The organism is Telluria sp. ZT3P39, assembly GCF_059685935.1.
The window spans coordinates 66934-85971 of record NZ_JCASIH010000010.1 but is presented as its reverse complement, the minus strand read 5'-3'; the positions used below and the strand labels follow the sequence as shown (position 1 = coordinate 85971).

Genomic DNA, 19038 nt, shown 5'->3' with positions numbered 1-19038 from the left:
TCGCCATGATGAAAAAAACTAATCGACTGGTACGGCTGGCGCCCATGGCGCTGGCACTGACGCTGGCAGGCTGCATGTCGCTGGCGCCGAAATACGAGCGCCCCGCGGCCCCGGTGGCCCAGGCCTTCCCCGAGATGCCCAAGCCGGCCAAGGCGCCTGCCGCCCTGGTGGCGAACGAGGCGCCCAGCACCCTGGCCTGGCAACGCTTCTTCCAGGATGCCCGCCTGCGCGGCCTGATCGAGCAGGCCCTTAGTAACAACCGCGACCTGCGCATTGCAGTGGCCAACATCGAGCAGGCGCGCGCGCAGTTCCGCATCACCCGCGCCGACCGCCTGCCGACCGTGGGCGCCGGCATCAGCGGCCAGCGCCAGACCACCGGCGAAGACCAGCCGATCGAGAGCGTCTACCAGGCCGGCCTGTCGGTCTCGTCCTTCGAGCTCGATCTGTTCGGCCGCGTGCGCAACCTGTCGGACGCCGCGCTGTCGCAATACCTGGCCACCGAGGAAGCGCGCAAGACCACGCAAATCAGCCTGGTCGCGTCGGTCGCCAACGCCTACCTGCAGCTGCTGGCCGACGAAGAGCTGTTGGCGATTACCCAGCAGGCGCTGGGCACGCGCCAGGAATCGATGCGCCTGACCCAGCTGCGCTTCGATAACGGCGTGACCTCGCGCGTCGAACTGCAGCAGGCCCGTTCGCTGGTGGAAACCGCGCTGACAACGCTGGCGGCAACTCAGCGCCAGCGCGCCCAGGACATCAACCTGCTCACGCTGCTGGTGGGCGGCTCGATCGATCCGAACCCGGCCGGAACCACCCTGGCCGCCACCGAATTGCCGGACCTGCCGGCCGGGCTGCCCTCCGACCTGTTGATCAACCGCCCGGACATCCGCGCGGCCGAGCAGCAGCTGATCGGGGCCAACGCCAACATCGGCGCGGCGCGCGCGAACTTCTTCCCGCGCATCACGCTCACCGGCAGCGTCGGCAGCGCCAGCACCGAGCTCTCCGGCCTGTTCAAGAGCGGCACTTTCGGCTGGACCTTCGCGCCGCAGGCGATCCTGCCGATCTTCGACTACGGCCGCAACGTCGCGGTGCTGGGCTCTGCCCGCGCCGGCCGCGACATCGCGGTGGCGCAGTACGAGCTTGCGATCCAGACCGCCTTCCGCGAAGTGGCCGACGCGCTGGCCGGGCAGTCGACCTTCAGCGAGCAGCTGCGCGCCCAGCGCGCGGTGGCCGAAGCCGAAGCCGACCGCTTCAACCTGGCCGACCTGCGCTACAAGAACGGCGCAGCCAGCTACCTCGATTTGCTCGACGCCCAGCGGTCGCTGTTCCAGGCGCAGCAGGCGGCGGTGCAGGCGAACCTGCAGCGTTTGCAGAACCAGGTGACCTTGTACCGCGTGCTTGGCGGCGGGTGGAGCGAGCCGGGGACGCCGGTGGCGGCGCGCTGAGCGTTTCGCGATCAACGAAAGACCGGACTGTTCGCAGTCCGGTTTTTTTTTGCTTGCGTTGTCGCTGCGCTGCAAAATTTGGTTCGATCTGCAGCCATTAGCTCCGCGCAGTAAAGTACACGCACGAACGAACAAGGAGACCCGCCATGTACCAGCAAACCCTGATCGCCGGATGGGGCGACATGGACTTCAACGCCCACATGCGCAACACGGCCTATCTCGACAAGTCCGCCGACGTGCGCATGATGTATTTCGCCGCGCACGGCTTCCCGATGTCGGAGTTCGCCCGGCTGCAGCTCGGGCCGGTGGTGATGCGCGACCAGATCGACTACTTCCGCGAATGCCGCCTGCTCGACGAGATCACCGTGACGCTGGCCCTGGCCGGCATATCGAGCGACGCCAGCCGCATGATGCTGCGGAACGAATTCTTCCGCGACGGGGTACTGTGCGCGCGCGTCACCTCGACCGCGGGATGGTTCGATCTTCGCCAGCGCAAGCTGACCGTACCTCCCGCAAACCTGGCCGAACCGCTGCGCGCACTCGACCATAGCGATGACTTCCAGGACCTGCCGAACAGCGCGCGCTGAGCCGGGCATCCTGGCGCTGAATTGAAGCGCGGAATTGGCGGGGCGCGGCTTTGCCGACTTGGCTACACTGGACGCTTCAAGGCTTGAAGGCTGCTGCCAGAGTGCCATGCGCAAATTCTCCCGCTCACACTGGAAGATCGTCATTGCGATCCTGCTTGCGATTGCGCTGGCCACGCTGACCATGGAAACCGATTCCGCCACGCCGGCGCCAGTCCTGGAAGCGCGCCTGCGCACCCATGTGCAGGCCATCGCCAACGACGAGCACGACACAGCAGCACGGCACATCGAAACCAGCCTGCAGGCTTACGGCTACCGCGTGCAGCGCCAGGCCCGGGTCGCCGGCGGCCAGCCGCTGCGCCAGATCGAAGTATCGGTGTCGAACGCGGCGCCGGGCGCGAAGCCCGAACGCATCTTCATCGTCGGCGCGCACGTCGGCTCGGCCAGCGGCGCCGCGGCCGTCCTGGAGCTGGCGCGCCTGCTCAACACCATGCGGCCGGGCCGCGGCACCGAGCTGAAGTTCGTCTTCTTCGTAAATGAACAAGCCGTCTGTTTCAGCGGCGAAGACCTGGGCTGCACGCAGCCCGTACTGGCACCCGAACAGGCCGGACAGAAGGCCGAAGGCGCCCTGGCCTTGAAAACGACCGGCTGGGATCCGGAAGCGGCAGGCAGCCAGGGCGATAACCCGGACCGCGAAACACCCTACTCCGGCACCGGCAATTTCATCGCGTTCGTGGGCACGCTGGAATCGTCGGCGCTGGTGCGCCAGGCACTGGGGGCCTTTCAGGCGCAATCCGATTTTCCCGCCGAGGGCCTGGCGGCGCCCGCGCACGTGATGGGTGCGACCTTGTCCGACCATGCCTCGTACAACGGCCACGGCTATCCGGCGCTGATGATCACCGACACCGCCTTCCTGCGGTATCCCTACTACCATACCGTCCACGACACGCCGGACAAGCTCGATTACGCCGGCATGGCGCGCGTGATCAAGGGGCTGGCGCGGACCATCGACGCGCTGGCGGGGGCGAAGACGATCTGAACCCGCGCAATGGCGGGCGCCGTCGGTGCATTGCGTCAGCCGGCCAGGAACATCTCCTGCAAATCGTTCAGGAAGCGCTGGCCCAGCTCGGTCGGGCGGATCAGCTTGTGGTCGCGGTAGAGCAGGCCCTTGGCTTCGGCCTCGTTCAGCTGCTTGCCGATGGCGCTGATGTTCATGCCGGTGCGCTCGCCGAACAGATTCGGATCGAAGCCGTCGACCAGGCGCAGGGTGTTGAGCATGAACTCGAAGCCCATGTCGGCGCGCGCGATCTCGTGCTCTTCCTGCACCGGGTTGCCGCGTTTTGCCGCTTCCATGAAGGAGTTCGGCTGCTTGTAGCGCGCCTGGCGCAGCACGCGGTGCGGGAACGAGATCTTCGAATGCGCGCCCGCGCCGATGCCCAGGTAATCGCCGAAGCCCCAGTAGTTCAGGTTGTGCCTGGCCTGCTTGCCCGGCTGCGCATAGGCCGAGACCTCGTAGTGCTGGTAGCCGGCCCCAAGAGTCGCTTCCAGGATCATGTCCTGCATGTCGGCGCTCAGGTCGTCATCCGGCAACGCCGGCGGGTATTTCGCGAAGACCGTGTTCGGCTCCATCGTCAGGTGGTACATCGACAGGTGGGGCGGCGCGAACGACATCGCGGTTTGCAAATCAATCCGCGCCTGCTCGAGCGTTTGCCCCGGCAGCGCGAACATCAGGTCGAGGTTGAAGTTGTCGAACGTGGAGCGCGCGATCTCCACCGCGCGCAGGGCTTCGCTCTCGTCGTGGATGCGGCCGAGGGCCTTCAGGTGGGCGCCGTTGAAGCTCTGAATGCCGATCGACAGGCGGTTCACGCCGCTGTCGCGATAGGACATGAAGCGCTCGGCCTCGAAGGTGCCCGGGTTGGCTTCCATCGTGATCTCGGCCCCGATCTCGAGTGGCAGCAGGGTGCGCACGTCGGACAGCAGGCGGTCGAGCCCCGCGGCCGACATCAGGCTCGGGGTGCCGCCGCCGATGAAGACGGTGTGGATCTTGCGGCCCCAGATCATCGGCAGCGACTGCTCCAGGTCGAGGCGCACGGCATCGAGATAGTCCTTTTCCGGCAGCTCGCCCTTGGCCTCGTGCGAATTGAAATCGCAATACGGGCATTTGCGCACGCACCACGGGAAGTGGATGTAGAGCGACAGCGGCGGCAAGGCCGTCAGGTTCAGCGCGCCCGGTTTCAGGTATTGCAGGGCCGTCGTCGCCGGATTGCGTGGTTCGCTGGGCGCGGGGCCCGCGACTTTAATCGGGATCATCGCAGCTTCTCTACCAGTGCACGCAGGGCCTGGCCGCGGTGCGAGTGGGCGTTCTTCACGGCGGGTTCCAGTTCGGCGGTGGTCTTGCCAAGCAGCGGGATCAGGAAGTGCGGATCGTAGCCGAAGCCATTGGCGCCGCGTGGCGTATCGATGATCTCGCCGTTCCAACGGCCGTCGGCGATGATGGGCTGCGGGTCGTCGGCGTGGCGCACGTAGACCAGCACGCAGTAGTAATAGGCGGATTTGTCGGCGTGCTGCGCCAGGTCGGCTACCAGCTTCTCGCTATTGCGGGCGTCGGATTTCGGTTCGCCGGCGAAGCGTGCCGAATACACGCCGGGGGCGCCGCCCAGGGCGTTGACACAGACGCCCGAGTCGTCGCTGAGTGCCGGCAGGCCGGTCAGGCGCGCGGCGTGGCGCGCCTTGGCCAGCGCGTTTTCCACGAAGGTGCCGAAGGGCTCTTCCGCTTCCGGCACGTCGAATTCGCCTTGCGGGTGCAGTTCGAAACCGATGGGGCGAAGCAGCTGCGCGAATTCGGTGAGTTTGCCGGCGTTGTTGGAGGCGAGGATCAGGCGTTGGGTCATGGGGTGTGTGGGGGTTGTTTGCTGCGGAGGGTGGGTATTTTAGCGCGTTGGACTAAAGGATGCTTTGGTGGCTGCGGTGCCCAGTTCCCTACCGAAGCCGCACCAGCAGATCAGCCGACAAGCCCCAACGACTGCTTCTGCAACCTGATCAACTCCGTAATCCCCAGCTGTCCCAGATCCAGCAGCCGGTTCATCCCGTTGCGATCGAACGCCGCGCCTTCCGCCGTCCCCTGCACCTCGATGAAATGCCCCTGCTCGTTCATCACCACGTTCATGTCGGTATCGCAGTCCGAATCCTCGATATAGTCCAGGTCCAGCACCGGCATGCCCTTGTAGACGCCGACCGAGATCGCCGCCACGAAATGCTTCACCGGCACCGCCGGCAACACACCCTGCCCCACCAGCGCATTGAAGGCGTCGTAGGCCGCGACCATGGCGCCGGTGATCGAGGCGGTGCGGGTGCCGCCGTCCGCCTGGATCACGTCGCAGTCCAGGTGCAGGGTGCGCTCGCCAAACGCTTCCAGGTCGAACGCGGCGCGCAGCGAGCGGCCGATCAGGCGCTGGATCTCTTGCGTGCGGCCGCTTTGCTTGCCGCGTGCGGCCTCGCGGTCCATGCGGGTGTGGGTCGAGCGCGGCAGCATGCCGTATTCGGCGGTCATCCAGCCCTGGCCCTTCCCCTTCAGGAAGCCCGGCACTTTTTCTTCGATGCTGGCGGTGCAGATCACCTTGGTGTCGCCGCATTCGATCAGCACCGAGCCTTCGGCATGTTTGGTGTACTGGCGGGTGATGCGGATGCTGCGCAGCTGGTCGACGGTGCGACCGCTCGGGCGTTGTTCGAAGCTCATGGGATAGCCTTTGTTATTTGAGTAACTGGGAAGATTTTTCGATCGCCTCGCGGATCTCGGCAATCGCCTTTTCGATCTCGTCTTCGTCAAACGCGTCGGCGCCCGAATTGGCAGGCTGGCCCGCCGTGATGGTCGAGCTGACGGCGTCGTCGGCCAGCATCTGGGTCGAGATCATGTCGGGCGAGGCGCCTCCTGCTGCCTCCGCACCCTGCCAGGTGATCGCCAGCGCCGTCGTGTTGTCGCCGCGCGCCCCGCCGATGGCGGCCGACATCGCCACCATGTCGGGCACCGCCTGCACGATGGTCGAGGTGGAGAGCCGGTGCACGATTTCGGTTTCCGGCAGCACCGACCACAGGCCGTCCGAACAAAGCAGCAGCGTGTCGCCCGGTTCCAGGCTGGCCTGGGTTGACAGCTCGATCTTCGGTTCCTGGCCGGCGCCCAGGCAGTTGTACAGCTTGTTGCGGTCGGGGTGGGTGTTGCGGTCGGATTCAAGCGCGCGGCCCTTGTCGATCAGGTATTCGAGGTGCGAGTGGTCGCGCGTGCGCGCCAGCACCTGGTTGCGGCGCACCCAGTACAGGCGCGAATCGCCGCAGTGCGCCCACACGGCGCAGTTGTGCTGCACCAGGCAGGCCACGATGGTGGTGCGCGGCGTCTCGGGAAGCTTGTTGGCTTCGGCGTACGCCAGGATGTCCCAGTGCGCCTGCTGCAGCGCTTCTTCCAGAAAGCGCTCGGCCTTCTTGATATAGGGCTTGGCCTGCATGCGGAACATCATCGACAGGGTCTGCAGCGCGATGGTGGCGGCGATCTCGCCTGCTAGGTGTCCGCCCATGCCGTCGGCCAGCACCAGCAGCAGCGCGTCGCGCGTGAAGCTGTAGCCCATGCGGTCCTGGTTGACCTTGCGCCCGCCGATGTGGGTCTGCTGGTAGACGGAAAACTGCATGCTGCCTCCTTTAATCCTGAGTGCGCGCTTTGCGGCCGATGCCGCCAAGCCGCCCGACCAGTCCGCGCCAGCCCGCCGCGGGCGCTGCCGCCTCGTCCTCGTCCGCTTGCACCGCCATCGAGGGCGGCGCCTGCAGCACCTTCTGCATGGCGAACACGCTCTGCAGGCGCGCCAGCGGGTCGAGCGCCATGCACGACCCTACCATGTCCACCAGCTCGGGCGAATAGCTGCCTGCGAGCTTCGCCAGCTGCACGGCGGTCTTGTCGTCCTGATTGCGCGCCTCGACCGGCTGCGGCATCGTGCGCGTCATGCAGGCATACATGGCCGCGCCGATGCTGTAGATGTCGGTCCAGGGCCCCAGGGTGGCGGCCTTGCTGTACAGCTCCGGCGCGGCGAAGCCCGGGGTGTACATCGGCGCCAGCATCGGCACGTCGATGTTGATGGTCTGGCGCGCCGCGCCGAAGTCGAGCAGCAGGGGCGAACCGTCGCTGCGCAGGTAGATATTGGCCGGTTTCAGGTCGAGGTGCAGCAGCTTGTTGGCGTGCACTTCGCGCACGCCGGCGCAGACGCCGTTGAAGAGCTGGCGGATCGAGTCCTCGCCCATGCGGCTGCCCTTGGCATGCAGGCGCGCGATATGGTCCTGCAGCGTGTGGCCGGATTCATAGGCCATCACCATGTACACCGTCTCATTGGCGCGGAAGAAGTTCACCACCCGCACCACGTTCGGATGGACGATGCGCGCCAGCGCCCGCCCCTCTTCGAAAAAGCATTTCAGGCCGATGCGAAAGACCGGCAAATTGGGCTTGGAAACGCTCGGCGCGAGCTCGCCCGGCGCGCGCAAGGCGAGCTGGCTGGGCAGGTATTCCTTGATCGCGACGGCATTGCCTTCGGCGTCATATGCCAAATAAACAATACTGAACCCACCGGACGCAATTTTCTTTACAATGCGATATCCGGCAATTTCCAGGCCATCAGGCAGGGGTGCGTTGTTCTGTGCGGCCATCCAGGAAGGGTTCCTTGCTTAACGGGACGATTGTGTGGGATAAATGTTGGCTTTGTAAAGGGCAGCTGCCCTATAGAAAAAAATACCGGGGACTTCTTTGAGCATTTCTAGCATGACAGGTTATGCGGTGGCGACCAGCGAAGGCGCTGCCGGCACCCTCACCATCGAGATCAAGAGCGTCAATTCACGCTTCCTGGATCTGCAATTCCGCATCAACGACGACCTGCGCGCACTCGAACCGGACCTGCGCGCCGCGATCATGGCCGCGATCACCCGCGGCAAGGTCGAAGTGCGCCTCTCGTTCGGCCGCAAGACCACCGGCGGCTCGCAGGCGCTGAACCAGGAACTGCTGGCCGACCTGGCCCGCCTGCAAGGCGAAATCGGGCAGCATTTCCCTGCTGCCGCGCCGATGACCATCGCCGAACTGCTGCGCTGGCCCGGCGTGATCGAAGAATCGACCGTGGGCCAGGAGTCGCTCCAGCTCGACGTCGCCGCCCTCACCGCCACCACCGTCGCCGCCTTCGTGGACAGCCGCCGCCGCGAAGGCGCCGCGCTCGAAGCGATGCTGCAGTCGCGCATCGAGTCGATGGAAGTGATCGTCAAGCGCATCACCCCGCTGATCCCGCAGGTGATCTCGCAGTTCCAGCAAAAGGCCATCGAGCGCATGCAGGACGCGCTGGGCCTGGCCGGCCACGGCAACCCGTCCACGCTCACGCGCCAGGAAGTGCTCGAGCGCATCCGCCAGGAAGTGACACTGTACGGCATCCGCATCGACGTGTCCGAAGAGTTGTCGCGCCTGTCGGCCCACCTGAACGAAACCCGCCACATCCTGAAAAAGGGCGGCCAGGTCGGCAAGCGCCTGGACTTCATGATGCAGGAGCTGAACCGCGAAGCCAATACGCTGGGCGCCAAGGCCTCGGTGAAGGAACTGGCCGATGCGTCGATGGAGCTCAAGCTGCTGATCGAACAGATGCGCGAGCAGGTGCAGAACCTGGAATAATTTGTTGGTGCCGCGCAACAATGCGAGCACCGTTTGAACGCGCGGACGGGGAGACCCGTCCGCGCGTTCAACGTTATGATGAACACCACGTACCAAACAAGGAATTAGATATGATCACTCCCGCCCTCTCCGGCAGCCTGTTCGTCGTCGCCGCCCCGTCCGGCGCCGGAAAATCGACCCTGGTCAACGCCCTGCTGAAGCTGGAACCGGGCATCAAGCTGTCGATCTCGACCACGACGCGCCAGCCGCGCCCGGGCGAACAGGACGGCCGCGAATACCATTTCACGACAACCGAAGATTTCGTGGCGCGCGCCGACCGGGGGGAATTCCTGGAGTGGGCGGAAGTGCACGGCAATTACTACGGCACCAGCCGCCTGACGGTGGAGCAGGAAATGAAGCTGGGGACGGATATTTTGCTGGAGATCGACTGGCAGGGCGCGCGCCAGGTGCGCAAGCAGTTCCCGGACGCGGCCGGCATCTTCATCTTGCCGCCGTCGATCGAGGCGCTGGAAGAGCGCCTGCACAAGCGCGGCACCGACGAACCCCACATCATCACCCGCCGCCTGCTGGCCGCCGGGGGGGAGATCGCTCACGCTCCGGACTTCGAATATGCTATCATCAACGAAGAGTTCAATGTCGCCCTCTCGCAGCTGCAAGCGATAGTCATCGCGACACGTTGCCGCTTCGCCCAACAGGCGGCCCGCAATGCAGACTTGTTTGCCCAGCTCGGAATCCACGCGCAACAACCATCATAAGCGGCGCCGCTCTATAGCTCGCCGCAGTTCTGTCTATTTAGGAGTCACCATGGCCCGTATCACCATCGAAGATTGCCTCAAAAACATCCCGAACCGTTTCCAGCTGACCCTGGCCGCAACCTACCGCGCACGCCAGCTGCTGCAGGGCCACACCCCGAAAGTCGAAGCCAAGGACAAGCCGACCGTCGTCGCGCTGCGCGAAATCGCCGCCGGCAAGGTGGGCATCGAGATGCTGAAAAAAGTGCCGATGTAATACCCCCGCGTGGCTTGAATTCGGGAATCGTTGAATCTGTTATTCTGTGCCTACACTGGCTGATCGATATAACGCATGAAACTGACTTCCCCGGATTCGACCCATCCAGGCACGACCCCTACCCGGCCCCGACGACTGGGTAAACCGCAAGACGCCGAAGCACCGGCGCCCGCCCCGGGCGTTGCCTCGGTGACGCAGCTGATCAACAAGCTGTCCGACTACCTCACTCCCGCCGAGCTCAAGAAAGTCAAGGAAGCCTACCGCTTCTCGGACGAGATGCATCTCGGCCAGGTGCGCAAGTCGGGCGAGCCCTACATCTCCCATCCGATCGCCGTCGCGGAGATCTGCGCCGAGTGGAAGCTCGACGCCCAGGCCATCATGGCCGCGCTGCTGCACGACGTGATCGAAGACCAGGACGTCAAGAAGGACGACCTGGTCGAGCGCTTTGGCGCCCAGGTCGCGAACCTGGTCGACGGCCTGTCCAAGCTCGAGAAGATCGAGTTCCAGAGCCAGGTCGAGGCGCAGGCGGAGAACTTCCGCAAGATGCTGCTGGCGATGGCGTCCGACGTGCGCGTCATCCTGATCAAGCTGGCCGACCGCCTGCACAACATGCGCACGCTCGGCGTGATGGTCGCGGCCAAGAAGCGCCGCATCGCGCGCGAGACGATGGAAGTGTATGTGCCCATCGCCCACCGCCTCGGCCTGAACAACATCTACCGCGAGCTGCAGGACCTCTCGTTCTCGCACCTGTACCCGCTGCGCTACCAGACCCTGGCCAAGGCGATCAAGGCCGCGCGCGGCAACCGCCGCGAAGTGGTGAAGAAGATCCTCGAGTCGGTCAAGGCGCAGCTGGCGACGGCCGGCATCACGGCCGAAGTCTACGGCCGCGAAAAGACCCTGTACGGCATCTACAAGAAGATGCGCAACAAGCACCTGTCGTTCTCGCAGGTGCTCGACGTGTACGGTTTCCGCGTGGTGGTCGACACGGTCCCGAACTGTTATGTCACGCTTGGCACCCTGCACGCGCTGTACAAGCCGATGCCGGGGAAGTTCAAGGACTACATCGCGATCCGCAAGATCAACGGCTACCAGTCGCTGCACACCACCCTGATCGGCCCCTACGGCACCCCGGTCGAATTCCAGATCCGCACCCAGGAGATGCACCGCACGGCAGAAAGCGGCGTCGCGGCGCACTGGCTGTACAAGACCGGCGACTCGAACATGTCGGACCTGCAGCAGCGCACCCACGCCTGGCTGCAGTCGCTGCTCGACATCCAGCAGCAGACCGGCGACTCGGCCGAATTCCTCGAGCACGTGAAGGTCGACCTGTTCCCGGATTCGGTCTACGTGTTCACGCCGAAATCAAAAATCATCGCCCTGCCGCGCGGCGCCACGGCGCTCGATTTCGCCTACTCGATCCACACCGGCATCGGCGACCATACGGTCTCGGTCAAGATCAACAACGAAGCGGCCCTGCTCCGCAACGAGCTGCACAACGGCGACATCGTCGAAATCGTCACCAATCCCGATTCGCGCCCGAGCCCGACCTGGCTGAGTTTCGTCCGCACCGGCAAGGCCCGTTCGGCGATCCGCCACTACCTGCGCACGGTGAACGTGAACGAGTCGGTGGAGCTGGGCCAGGAACTGCTGGCCGGCGCCCTCGCCGCCCGCAACATCAACCCGGACCTGTCGCCCGGCGCGGTCGAGAAGCTGCTGGCCGAGTCCTCGGCCAAGTCGATGGACGAGCTGTATGCCGACATCGGCATCGGCAAGCGCATGCCGGCCCTGGTGGCGCGTCACATCTTCGGCCTGATCGAAAGCGACCCGGACCACGCGCCGTCGTCCCAGACGCAGCCCGCCAGCGACATCGACCCGGTCACGATCTACGGCAGCGAAGGCGTCTCGGTGCAGCTGGCGCCATGCTGCCTGCCGATCCCGGGCGACCAGATCCTGGGCCAGCTGCGGCGCGACCAGGGCCTGGTGGTGCACACCTGCGACTGCCTGCCGGCCAAGCGCGTGCGCGCCAAGGAACCGGACCGCTGGATCGCCGTGCAATGGGGCGAAGAACTCAATCGCCGCTTCGACTGCCGCATCCGCCTGCTCATCAACAATGAAAAAGGCATCCTGGCGCGCGTGGCCGCCGAGATCGGCGAGTCGGACGCCAACATCACCTATGTCGGCATGGACGAGGACGACGAACACCTGATGACGCAGCTGCGCTTCACCATCCAGGTGAAGGACCGGGTGCACCTGGCGCAGCTGATCCGCAATTTGCGGCGGGTGGCGGGGGTGAACCGGGTCGAGCGCGAGCGGTCGTAAAGCGTACCCGCGATGGTTCAGGTGCGTTGCCACCGCGACGATCGCGCAGCTATGCTTTTCGATTGACGTCCATCGTTGCTTCCTGGGTTAAGCTCGCTATTCATCAGCCCATCGGAGAACCAGCATGGTCAGCAAGAACACGATTTGTCTCTGGTACGACGGCGCCGCCCTGGAGGCCGCGCAGTTCTATGCCGAGACTTTCCCGGACAGCGCGGTCAAGGCCGTCCACCGCGCGCCGGGCGACTACCCGGCCGGCAAGCAGGGCGACGTCCTGACGGTGGAGTTCACGGTGATGGGGATTCCCTGTCTCGGCCTGAACGGCGGTGCGGGCATGACCCACAACGAGTCCTTCTCGTTCCAGGTGGCGACCGACGACCAGGAGGAAACCGATCGCCTGTGGAATGCGATCGTCGGCAACGGCGGCCAGGAGAGCCAGTGCGGGTGGTGCAAGGATAAATGGGGACTGTCGTGGCAGATCACCCCGCGTGTCCTGATCGAGGCCTATACCGACCCGGACCAGGCAGCGGCCAAGCGCGCCTTCGAGGCCATGATGCAGATGAAGAAGATCGACGTGGCCGCGATCGAGGCGGCGCGGCGCGGCTGATCCAGCATGAGGCCAGGTTTGCCGTCATGCCGGTCAGTTAGTGAGAATCGCGTCACGGGCGGCCCGTCCTTGCTACCACCTGGATATCCCAGACCTGGTCTTCCCTGCTGCTTCCTAATTCATTGCAGCCGGGAATGCAGGCAGCGCATTTGGCCGGGAAAAATCACACCCATTCTATTTAGATAAATGCACCCTTTATCACGCCAAGCGAGCACTGGCGTATGAAAGCAACATCTTCGTTGCGATATTTATCATAATCCAGTATAGATAGCCGTAAAGATGGTATATATTTATTATCAACATTTCGTGACGACTTCCTTTGGATCCTTGAGCGCATGGCAGGCTGCCTGAGTATCCTCATGCAAGGCGCTGCTGCGATAAGGGAGTAGTCCCATCGGTGCGAAGCCGAACGTTGACCCTGTCGTTCTCAATTCTTGTGGGAGGCAACTTGGGCAATGTATGCCGCGACCACGTGTCCATTTGTCTGGACGTCGATGAACAGACACTGATCGGCAAGATGCGGGTCATACTCGCCTTGGCGAGCCTGTTCACCGTGATGATCGATCCGGATGGCCTGGGCCAACCGCACCCACTCACCATGCTGGTTTTCTATGGGTATACCGCGCACAGTATCGTCCTGCACGTCCTGAGCCAAACCGGCAGGGCGATCCAGCATCCCCGGTTGGGGCATTGGCTGGACGTCATCTGGTTTAGCCTGGTAGTGGCCATCACCGGCCCGCTGGCAGGCTTCTTCTTCCTGTATTTCTTTGTCATCGCAACCGCGGCATTCCGTTGGGGCTACGACGAGGGAGCGCGCGTCACACTCGCATGCACCGCCTTTTTCCTGCTATCCGGCATTGTCAGCCTGGACGAAAAGATACTGGCCAATGTGCTGTTGCGATCAGCCTTCCTGATTGGCTTGGGGTACATGGTGGCCCACTGGGGCGAAGCCCTTCTCACCAATCGGCGCCGCATCGCCCTGCTGCGCGACGTCAGCCGCCTGTCCAATCCCCGTTTCGGCGTCGATCACACGATCGCGTCGGTCCTCGAACACACGCGCAGCTTCTTCGATGCAAGCACGTGCATGGCGCTGATGCGGGATAGCGCAACCGGTGTCTGGCGCCTGCGCTCGACAGGCAATAGCGGAACACCGTCGATGGTCGACCAGTATTTGTTAGACGAGCAACTGGCCGTCGCCCTGTCCTGTGTGTCTCCCCGTGAAAGCGCGGTGTACAACGCTCCACCTTACCAATTCACCGCATGGGGCGAGTCACTGCGTACGCGGGACGAAGACAGCGGCAAATGGCAATCCGTTCCCGTGTACGTGGGGCGCCAGCTTGCCGACCTGCTGGGAGCGCGCAGCTTTGTTTGTACGCCCATTCCCTTGCGCGATGGCGAAGGAAGGATCTTCGTCATCTCGGCCAAGGCAGGCCTGAATCAGGAAGACGCTGCGTTTCTTGCCCAGGTGGCAGCCCAGGCCTTTCCCGTCATCGAGAACATCGCGCTGCTCGACCGCATGGCATCGGACGCCGGCCGGCGTGAGCGCAAGAAATTTTCCTGCGACCTGCACGATACGACGGTGCAGCCGTATATCGGGCTCTCGCATGCGCTGCAGGCGCTGATCCGCCAGGCCGGCAAGGAAAACCCGATTGCTGCCGAGTTACGCCAGGTCGCCGACATGGCGGACAGTTTCGTGCACGACCTGCGCCGTTTTGCCACCGTGACCTCGGCGGCGCCTTCGTCAGACGAGCCCGGATACGGGCTGGCCCTCGAGGCCCATGCAGCCCATTTCAAGGTGTACTACAAGCTCGACATCGCCCTGAGCGGCCATGAAACGCTGCATATCAACGACCGCCTTGGCGCCGAAGTGGTCCAGCTCGTCCGCGAGGGAATGAGCAACATCCGGCGCCACACGGCCGCCAGGCGCGGCGCCGTCATACTGCATACCAACGGCGGCTGGCTGCATATCCGGATCGAGAACGAATGTCCGGGCGGCCCGGCAAGCCCGTTCACCCCACGTTCGATTTCAGAGCGGGCCGCGACATTGGGCGGCTTCGCCTATGTAGGCAGTTCCCAGGGCAAGACAACGGTCCATGTCGACATTCCCCTCTAATCCACCATGACAACATCCGCGCCCCGCCCGCCTATTTCCGTCCTGCTGGTCGATGACCACAAAACCATGCTGTGGGGCCTGGAACGCCTGATCGACAGCGAGCGTAATGGCATGTGGGTCGTGGGATGCGCCAGCAACCGGGAGGAGGCGCTGGAGCAGGCCGCCAGACATTCGCCCGACGTGATCCTGCTGGACATCGATCTCGGCGGCGAATGCTCGCTCGACTTCCTCCCTGCGCTGCTGGTCAGCGGGGTATCGCGGGCGCTGGTATTCACGGGCATGCGCGACCAGGCCGTGCTCGACCGCGCTATCGTGGCCGGTGCACGCGGCGTACTGCGCAAGGATGCACCCGCGGAGATCGTCCTGCGCGCGATCGAAAAAGTACACCAGGGCGAGATGTGGCTGGCCAACGACATGATGGCGCGCATCTTCAGCGACCTGACCCGCCCGCGCACGCCGCCGCCGCCCGACCCCCATGTCGTGAAGCTCGACTCGCTCACCCTGAGGGAGCGCAAGATCGTCGACGCCATCGTGGACGGCAACGGCTTGACCAACAAGGCGCTGGCCGGGAGCCTGTTCATCTCCGAGCACACCTTGCGCAATCACCTGGTCACGATCTACAAGAAGCTTGGCGTGAGCAACCGGCTCGAACTGTATGTGTATGCAGTCAGGCACGGCCCCCGTAGCAAATCGAACTGATTCCCGCTCTTCTCCCAAGGCCTCGCATCAAGGATGCGCACGGCCTCCTTCCGGTTTCACCATTCCCTGCACGGCTGCTCCCAGCGCTTGCCTGGCATGCAGGCGCGCGCCTTCAATCATCGACATCCTCGTTGCTTCCCGTGGAGCTGCCTGATTTGTCCTTTTGAGACTGTGACATTTGTCATGGGCCCCGGCTGGAAAATCGGTTCAAAAGCCTCCCCCCGGAAAGGGCGCATGTGCGATGCGTCCGTGTCAGCGAAGACCTACAGTGAGACATCAGCGCTGGTGTCGAAGCCTGATGAAATCCCGAGCGATGTGCGGCAGGAGCGGAAGGGCAGACATGTACTTTCTCGACTATCTACCGCCAGCGATCGGCGAATTCATGGGGGCAATGACCGGCAGTCTGGAGTATGAACATGCACTGGCCTGGTCGCTCGTAGCCGTCGTCTGCATCCTCGCGATCCTCGCGTTGCTGTAGGACGGGGCGGCGGTCCGGCAAGGCGCTGACAACCACATCCATTACTTATCGACGGACAACCTGGAGAAACATCATGGAAATGATCAAGAACTTTATTCAAGAAGAAGACGGTGTCACGGCTATCGAATACGGCCTGATCGCGGCGCTGATTTCGGTCGTGATCATCGCAGCGGTTACGGCCGCTGGCGAAAGTCTGAAGACGATTTTCGGAGTGATCGCTACCAAATTGGCAACCGCAGCGGCAACGGCGTCGGCGCCCTGAAGCCACGCTAGTTTCCCCCACCCCGCCAACGGGGTGGGATTCGAACTTCCCACCGGATTCGCCATGCCAACCTTCATCGAGATCAGCGCCGGCCAGCTTCGTTTTCCGGGCGCCTTCGCCCTGCCGCTGCAGCTTGCGGTGCTGGTACTGCTGCTGCTGGTCGCCACCATGGTCGACGTGCGCGAACGCCGCATCCCGAACTGGCTGGTCGCCTCCGGCGTGGCAGGCGCCACCGCTTTCCACGCGCTCGCGCCGCAAGGCGCGGGCGCCACCTTCGCCTTATCGGGCCTGGCCGTCGGCATTGCCGCGCTGCTGCCCATGTACGTCATGCGCGTCATGGGCGCCGGCGATGTCAAGCTGATGGGCATGACCGGCGCCTTCCTCGGCATGAACGGCGTCCTCGGCGCCGTTCTGGCCAGCATGGTCGCGGGAGGGTTGTTTGCCCTCGCCATGGCCGCGGGCAAGCGCATGCTGCCCGAGCTGCTCGGCAACCTGCGCGGCATGCTCATCCAGCAGCACATCAACCGTCTTACGCACACCAGGTCCGCCGCGCTGCCTCCGGGAGCGTCGGTCGGGAACATGCCATATGCGGTGGCCATCACCGCCGGTACCCTGGCCCAGCTCGTTTTCCTGCACTGACCGGTACCAGACCATGGCCATTCTCGCCACGTCCCTCGACAGCAGCACCGGCGCCGACGCCATCGTACCGCGCCGCGAGCCGCACGCCATCCTGCCGGCCGCGCCACTGACCGTGGCGCAGACCGGCCTGCCCTTCCTGTTCCTCGCCGAACTGGCCGCCAAGATCCTGTTCCTCGGCGGCCTGCTGCGCATCACCGAGCTGGCGTCGCGCATGAAGCTCGGCGTCGGCGTGATCGAGCCGCTGATCGTCTACCTGCGCGCCGAAAGGCTGTGCGAGATCAGCCGCGCCGGCGCCACTGGAACCGACGCCGACGTCTGCTACAAGCTGACCGACCTGGGCCGGGCGCGCGGCGCCGATTTCCTGGCGCGCTGCGGCTACACGGGCCCGGCCCCGGTCACGCTGGAGAGCTACAGCGACGCGGTTATGGCGCGCAGCGTGGCCACGATGCGCATCGGGCGCGCCGCCGTGCAGGCCGGATTCGACAAGGTCGTGGTGCCCCCGGCCATCCTCGACCAGCTCGGCACGGCCATGAACTCGGGCCGCGCGATGTTCATCCACGGCCCCGCCGGCAGCGGCAAGACCTTCCTGGCCGAGCGCCTGTCGCACCTGCTGACGGGCGCGATCGCCGTGCCCCATGCCGTCTACGTTGGGGGCGAGGTCATGCAGGTCTACGATCCGGTCGTGCACCTGGCGCCCGAGGCCGCGCCGCTCCCCGGCCTGCCGTTCCGGCGCGCCGCAGGCGACACGCGCTGGGTCAGCTGCCGGCGTCCGGCGGTACTGACCGGCGGCGAACTCTCGCTCGACATGCTCGACCTGAAGTTCGACCATGCCACCCGCTATTACCAGGCGCCGCCGCACCTGAAGGCCAACAACGGTATCTTCATTATCGACGACCTGGGCCGCCAGCGCTGCTCGCCGGCCGACCTGCTCAACCGCTGGATCGTGCCGATGGACCGCCGGATCGATTTCCTGTCCCTGCATACTGGCTACAAGTTCGAGGTGCCCTTCGACGTGATCGTCGTGTTCTCGTCGAACCTGCCGCCCGCCGAACTCGGCGACGGCGCCTTCCTGCGCCGCATCGGCTACAAGATCCACGTCGGCCCGCTGGGCGAAGACGACTACCGCCGCATCTTCACCGAAGGCTGCACGGACCTTGGCATCGATTGGGACGAGGCCGCCTTCGCCTGGCTGCTGAAGGAACGGCACGCGCGCGAAGACCAACCCCTGCTGGCCTGCTATCCGCATGACCTGCTGAGCCAGATACGCGACCGCGCCGCCTACGAGGGCGTGCCGCCGGCGCTCACTCCGGACGCTCTCGACTGGGCATGGAATAATTTTTTCACCGGCCTCCAACAGGCGCCGGCCACTGGCACCAAAGGTGAATGAGATGAAAAATACCCGTGGAATCGTCATGCTGGGCATTGCCCTGGTGCTCGCCCTGGGGGCCGTGTTCGCCGCGGTCAGCTGGATCAACGGGCGCGCATCGAACACGGCCAAGGTCGCGGTGGCGATGGTCGACATCAGCCTCGGGGCGCGCATTGCGCCGGAGATGATCAGGATGGTCGACTGGCCGGCTGGCGCGCTGCCGCCAGGCGCCTTTTCGGACCCGAAGCTGCTCGGCGGGCGCGTCACACGCTCGACCTTGCAACGGGGCGAACCGATCATGGAAGCGAAGCTGGCGGCGCCCGGCACCCAGGGCGGTTTGTCCGCCGTGGTCGCCAACGGCAAGCGGGCGATGACGGTGCGCGTGAACGACGTGGTCGGCGTCGCCGGCTTCGCCCTGCCCGGCAATTTCGTCGACATCCTGGTCAACACCCAGGGCGAGAACGCCAAGGCAGGCCCGAATGGCGACGCCTCGATCTCGAAGATCGTCCTCGAACGCATCCTGGTCCTGGCGATTGCCCAGGACCCGAACCGCGACGACACCAAGCCGAAGGTGGTCAACGCCGTCACGCTCGAACTGTCGCCCGAGCAGACCGAGAAACTCGACCTCGCACGCAGCGTCGGCACCCTCTCGCTGGTGCTACGCAACCAGATCGACCCGGATCCGGTCGGCACCCGCGGCGCGACCAAGAATGCGCTGCTCGGCCTGGTTCGTCCGGCCGTCCTGCGGGCACCGGCGGTGCGCAGGGCAGTGCTGGTGCGCGAGCCGCGCTACAAGGTCGACGTCATCAAGGGCCTCGAGCGCAGCACCCAACAATTTTAAAGAG

General features: G+C 64.6%; 20 protein-coding genes. 15 read left to right on the top strand and 5 right to left on the bottom strand.

Translation table 11 applies throughout. From position 1 onward, the window contains the following. Positions 1-8 precede the first annotated feature (8 nt). The 3 genes from AC56LR_RS12160 to AC56LR_RS12150 all read left to right on the top strand — a co-directional run bounded on the left by AC56LR_RS12160 (position 9) and on the right by AC56LR_RS12150 (position 3065). Complete coding sequence (locus tag AC56LR_RS12160) at positions 9-1442, top strand: efflux transporter outer membrane subunit (protein WP_497130723.1); 1434 nt, start codon at positions 9-11, stop codon at positions 1440-1442. A 146-nt stretch (positions 1443-1588) separates the two neighbouring features. Further along, complete coding sequence (locus AC56LR_RS12155) at positions 1589-2029, top strand: thioesterase family protein (protein WP_497130621.1); 441 nt, start codon at positions 1589-1591, stop codon at positions 2027-2029. A 106-nt stretch (positions 2030-2135) separates the two neighbouring features. Further along, positions 2136-3065 carry a M28 family peptidase gene (locus tag AC56LR_RS12150; protein ID WP_497130620.1) on the top strand — a complete coding sequence of 310 codons (930 nt, stop codon included), beginning with the start codon at positions 2136-2138 and terminating at the stop codon, positions 3063-3065. A gap of 35 nt (positions 3066-3100) precedes the next feature. Here AC56LR_RS12150 and hemW read toward each other — a convergent pair whose 3' ends face one another. The 5 genes from hemW to AC56LR_RS12125 form a co-directional block, all read right to left on the bottom strand. Next, entirely contained in the window at positions 3101-4336 is a 1236-nt protein-coding gene (gene hemW / locus AC56LR_RS12145) for a radical SAM family heme chaperone HemW (protein WP_497130619.1), read from the bottom strand. Continuing rightward, complete coding sequence (gene rdgB, locus AC56LR_RS12140) at positions 4333-4917, bottom strand: RdgB/HAM1 family non-canonical purine NTP pyrophosphatase (protein ID WP_497130618.1); 585 nt, start codon at positions 4915-4917, stop codon at positions 4333-4335. Before rdgB ends, hemW begins: the two co-directional genes overlap by 4 nt. 110 nt (positions 4918-5027) lie before the next feature. After that, positions 5028-5762 (bottom strand): ribonuclease PH, encoded by a 735-nt coding sequence (gene rph / locus AC56LR_RS12135; RefSeq protein WP_497130616.1) that lies wholly within the window; start codon positions 5760-5762, stop codon positions 5028-5030. Between the two features lie 13 nt (positions 5763-5775). Further along, complete coding sequence (locus AC56LR_RS12130; RefSeq protein WP_497130614.1) at positions 5776-6702, bottom strand: PP2C family protein-serine/threonine phosphatase; 927 nt, start codon at positions 6700-6702, stop codon at positions 5776-5778. A gap of 10 nt (positions 6703-6712) precedes the next feature. Beyond that, positions 6713-7705 (bottom strand): serine/threonine protein kinase, encoded by a 993-nt coding sequence (locus AC56LR_RS12125; protein ID WP_497130612.1) that lies wholly within the window; start codon positions 7703-7705, stop codon positions 6713-6715. 112 nt (positions 7706-7817) lie between these two features. Between AC56LR_RS12125 and AC56LR_RS12120 the strand changes: the two genes are divergently transcribed. The 12 genes from AC56LR_RS12120 (at position 7818) to cpaB (ending at position 19034) form a co-directional block, all read left to right on the top strand. Then, a complete protein-coding gene (locus AC56LR_RS12120; RefSeq protein ID WP_497130610.1) occupies positions 7818-8705 on the top strand; it encodes a YicC/YloC family endoribonuclease in 888 nt (295 codons plus the stop codon). Between the two features lie 110 nt (positions 8706-8815). After that, positions 8816-9460 (top strand): guanylate kinase, encoded by a 645-nt coding sequence (gene gmk / locus AC56LR_RS12115; RefSeq protein ID WP_497130609.1) that lies wholly within the window; start codon positions 8816-8818, stop codon positions 9458-9460. 49 nt (positions 9461-9509) lie between these two features. Beyond that, positions 9510-9713 carry a DNA-directed RNA polymerase subunit omega gene (gene rpoZ / locus AC56LR_RS12110; RefSeq protein ID WP_019922806.1) on the top strand — a complete coding sequence of 68 codons (204 nt, stop codon included), beginning with the start codon at positions 9510-9512 and terminating at the stop codon, positions 9711-9713. 75 nt (positions 9714-9788) lie between these two features. Further along, positions 9789-12032, top strand: a complete 2244-nt coding sequence (locus tag AC56LR_RS12105) for a RelA/SpoT family protein (RefSeq protein ID WP_497130606.1) — start codon at positions 9789-9791, stop codon at positions 12030-12032. Between the two features lie 124 nt (positions 12033-12156). Continuing rightward, positions 12157-12636 (top strand): VOC family protein, encoded by a 480-nt coding sequence (locus AC56LR_RS12100; RefSeq protein WP_497130605.1) that lies wholly within the window; start codon positions 12157-12159, stop codon positions 12634-12636. 412 nt (positions 12637-13048) lie between these two features. Further along, positions 13049-14749 carry a GAF domain-containing sensor histidine kinase gene (locus tag AC56LR_RS12095; protein ID WP_497130603.1) on the top strand — a complete coding sequence of 567 codons (1701 nt, stop codon included), beginning with the start codon at positions 13049-13051 and terminating at the stop codon, positions 14747-14749. A 6-nt stretch (positions 14750-14755) separates the two neighbouring features. Beyond that, positions 14756-15448, top strand: coding sequence for a response regulator (locus AC56LR_RS12090; RefSeq protein ID WP_497130602.1), 693 nt, complete (start codon positions 14756-14758; stop codon positions 15446-15448). A gap of 340 nt (positions 15449-15788) precedes the next feature. Further along, the gene (locus AC56LR_RS12085) at positions 15789-15926 is read left to right on the top strand and encodes a hypothetical protein (RefSeq protein WP_497130600.1); all 138 of its coding nucleotides are present in this window, start codon (positions 15789-15791) and stop codon (positions 15924-15926) included. Positions 15927-16005: 79 nt separating this feature from the next. Further along, positions 16006-16188, top strand: a complete 183-nt coding sequence (locus tag AC56LR_RS12080) for a Flp family type IVb pilin (RefSeq protein WP_497130721.1) — start codon at positions 16006-16008, stop codon at positions 16186-16188. 63 nt (positions 16189-16251) lie between these two features. Beyond that, positions 16252-16827, top strand: coding sequence for an A24 family peptidase (locus AC56LR_RS12075; RefSeq protein ID WP_497130598.1), 576 nt, complete (start codon positions 16252-16254; stop codon positions 16825-16827). Between the two features lie 13 nt (positions 16828-16840). Then, positions 16841-18214 carry a DUF8689 domain-containing protein gene (locus AC56LR_RS12070; protein WP_497130597.1) on the top strand — a complete coding sequence of 458 codons (1374 nt, stop codon included), beginning with the start codon at positions 16841-16843 and terminating at the stop codon, positions 18212-18214. A 1-nt stretch (position 18215) separates the two neighbouring features. After that, positions 18216-19034 (top strand): Flp pilus assembly protein CpaB, encoded by an 819-nt coding sequence (gene cpaB, locus AC56LR_RS12065; protein WP_497130595.1) that lies wholly within the window; start codon positions 18216-18218, stop codon positions 19032-19034. Positions 19035-19038: the final 4 nt, after the last annotated feature.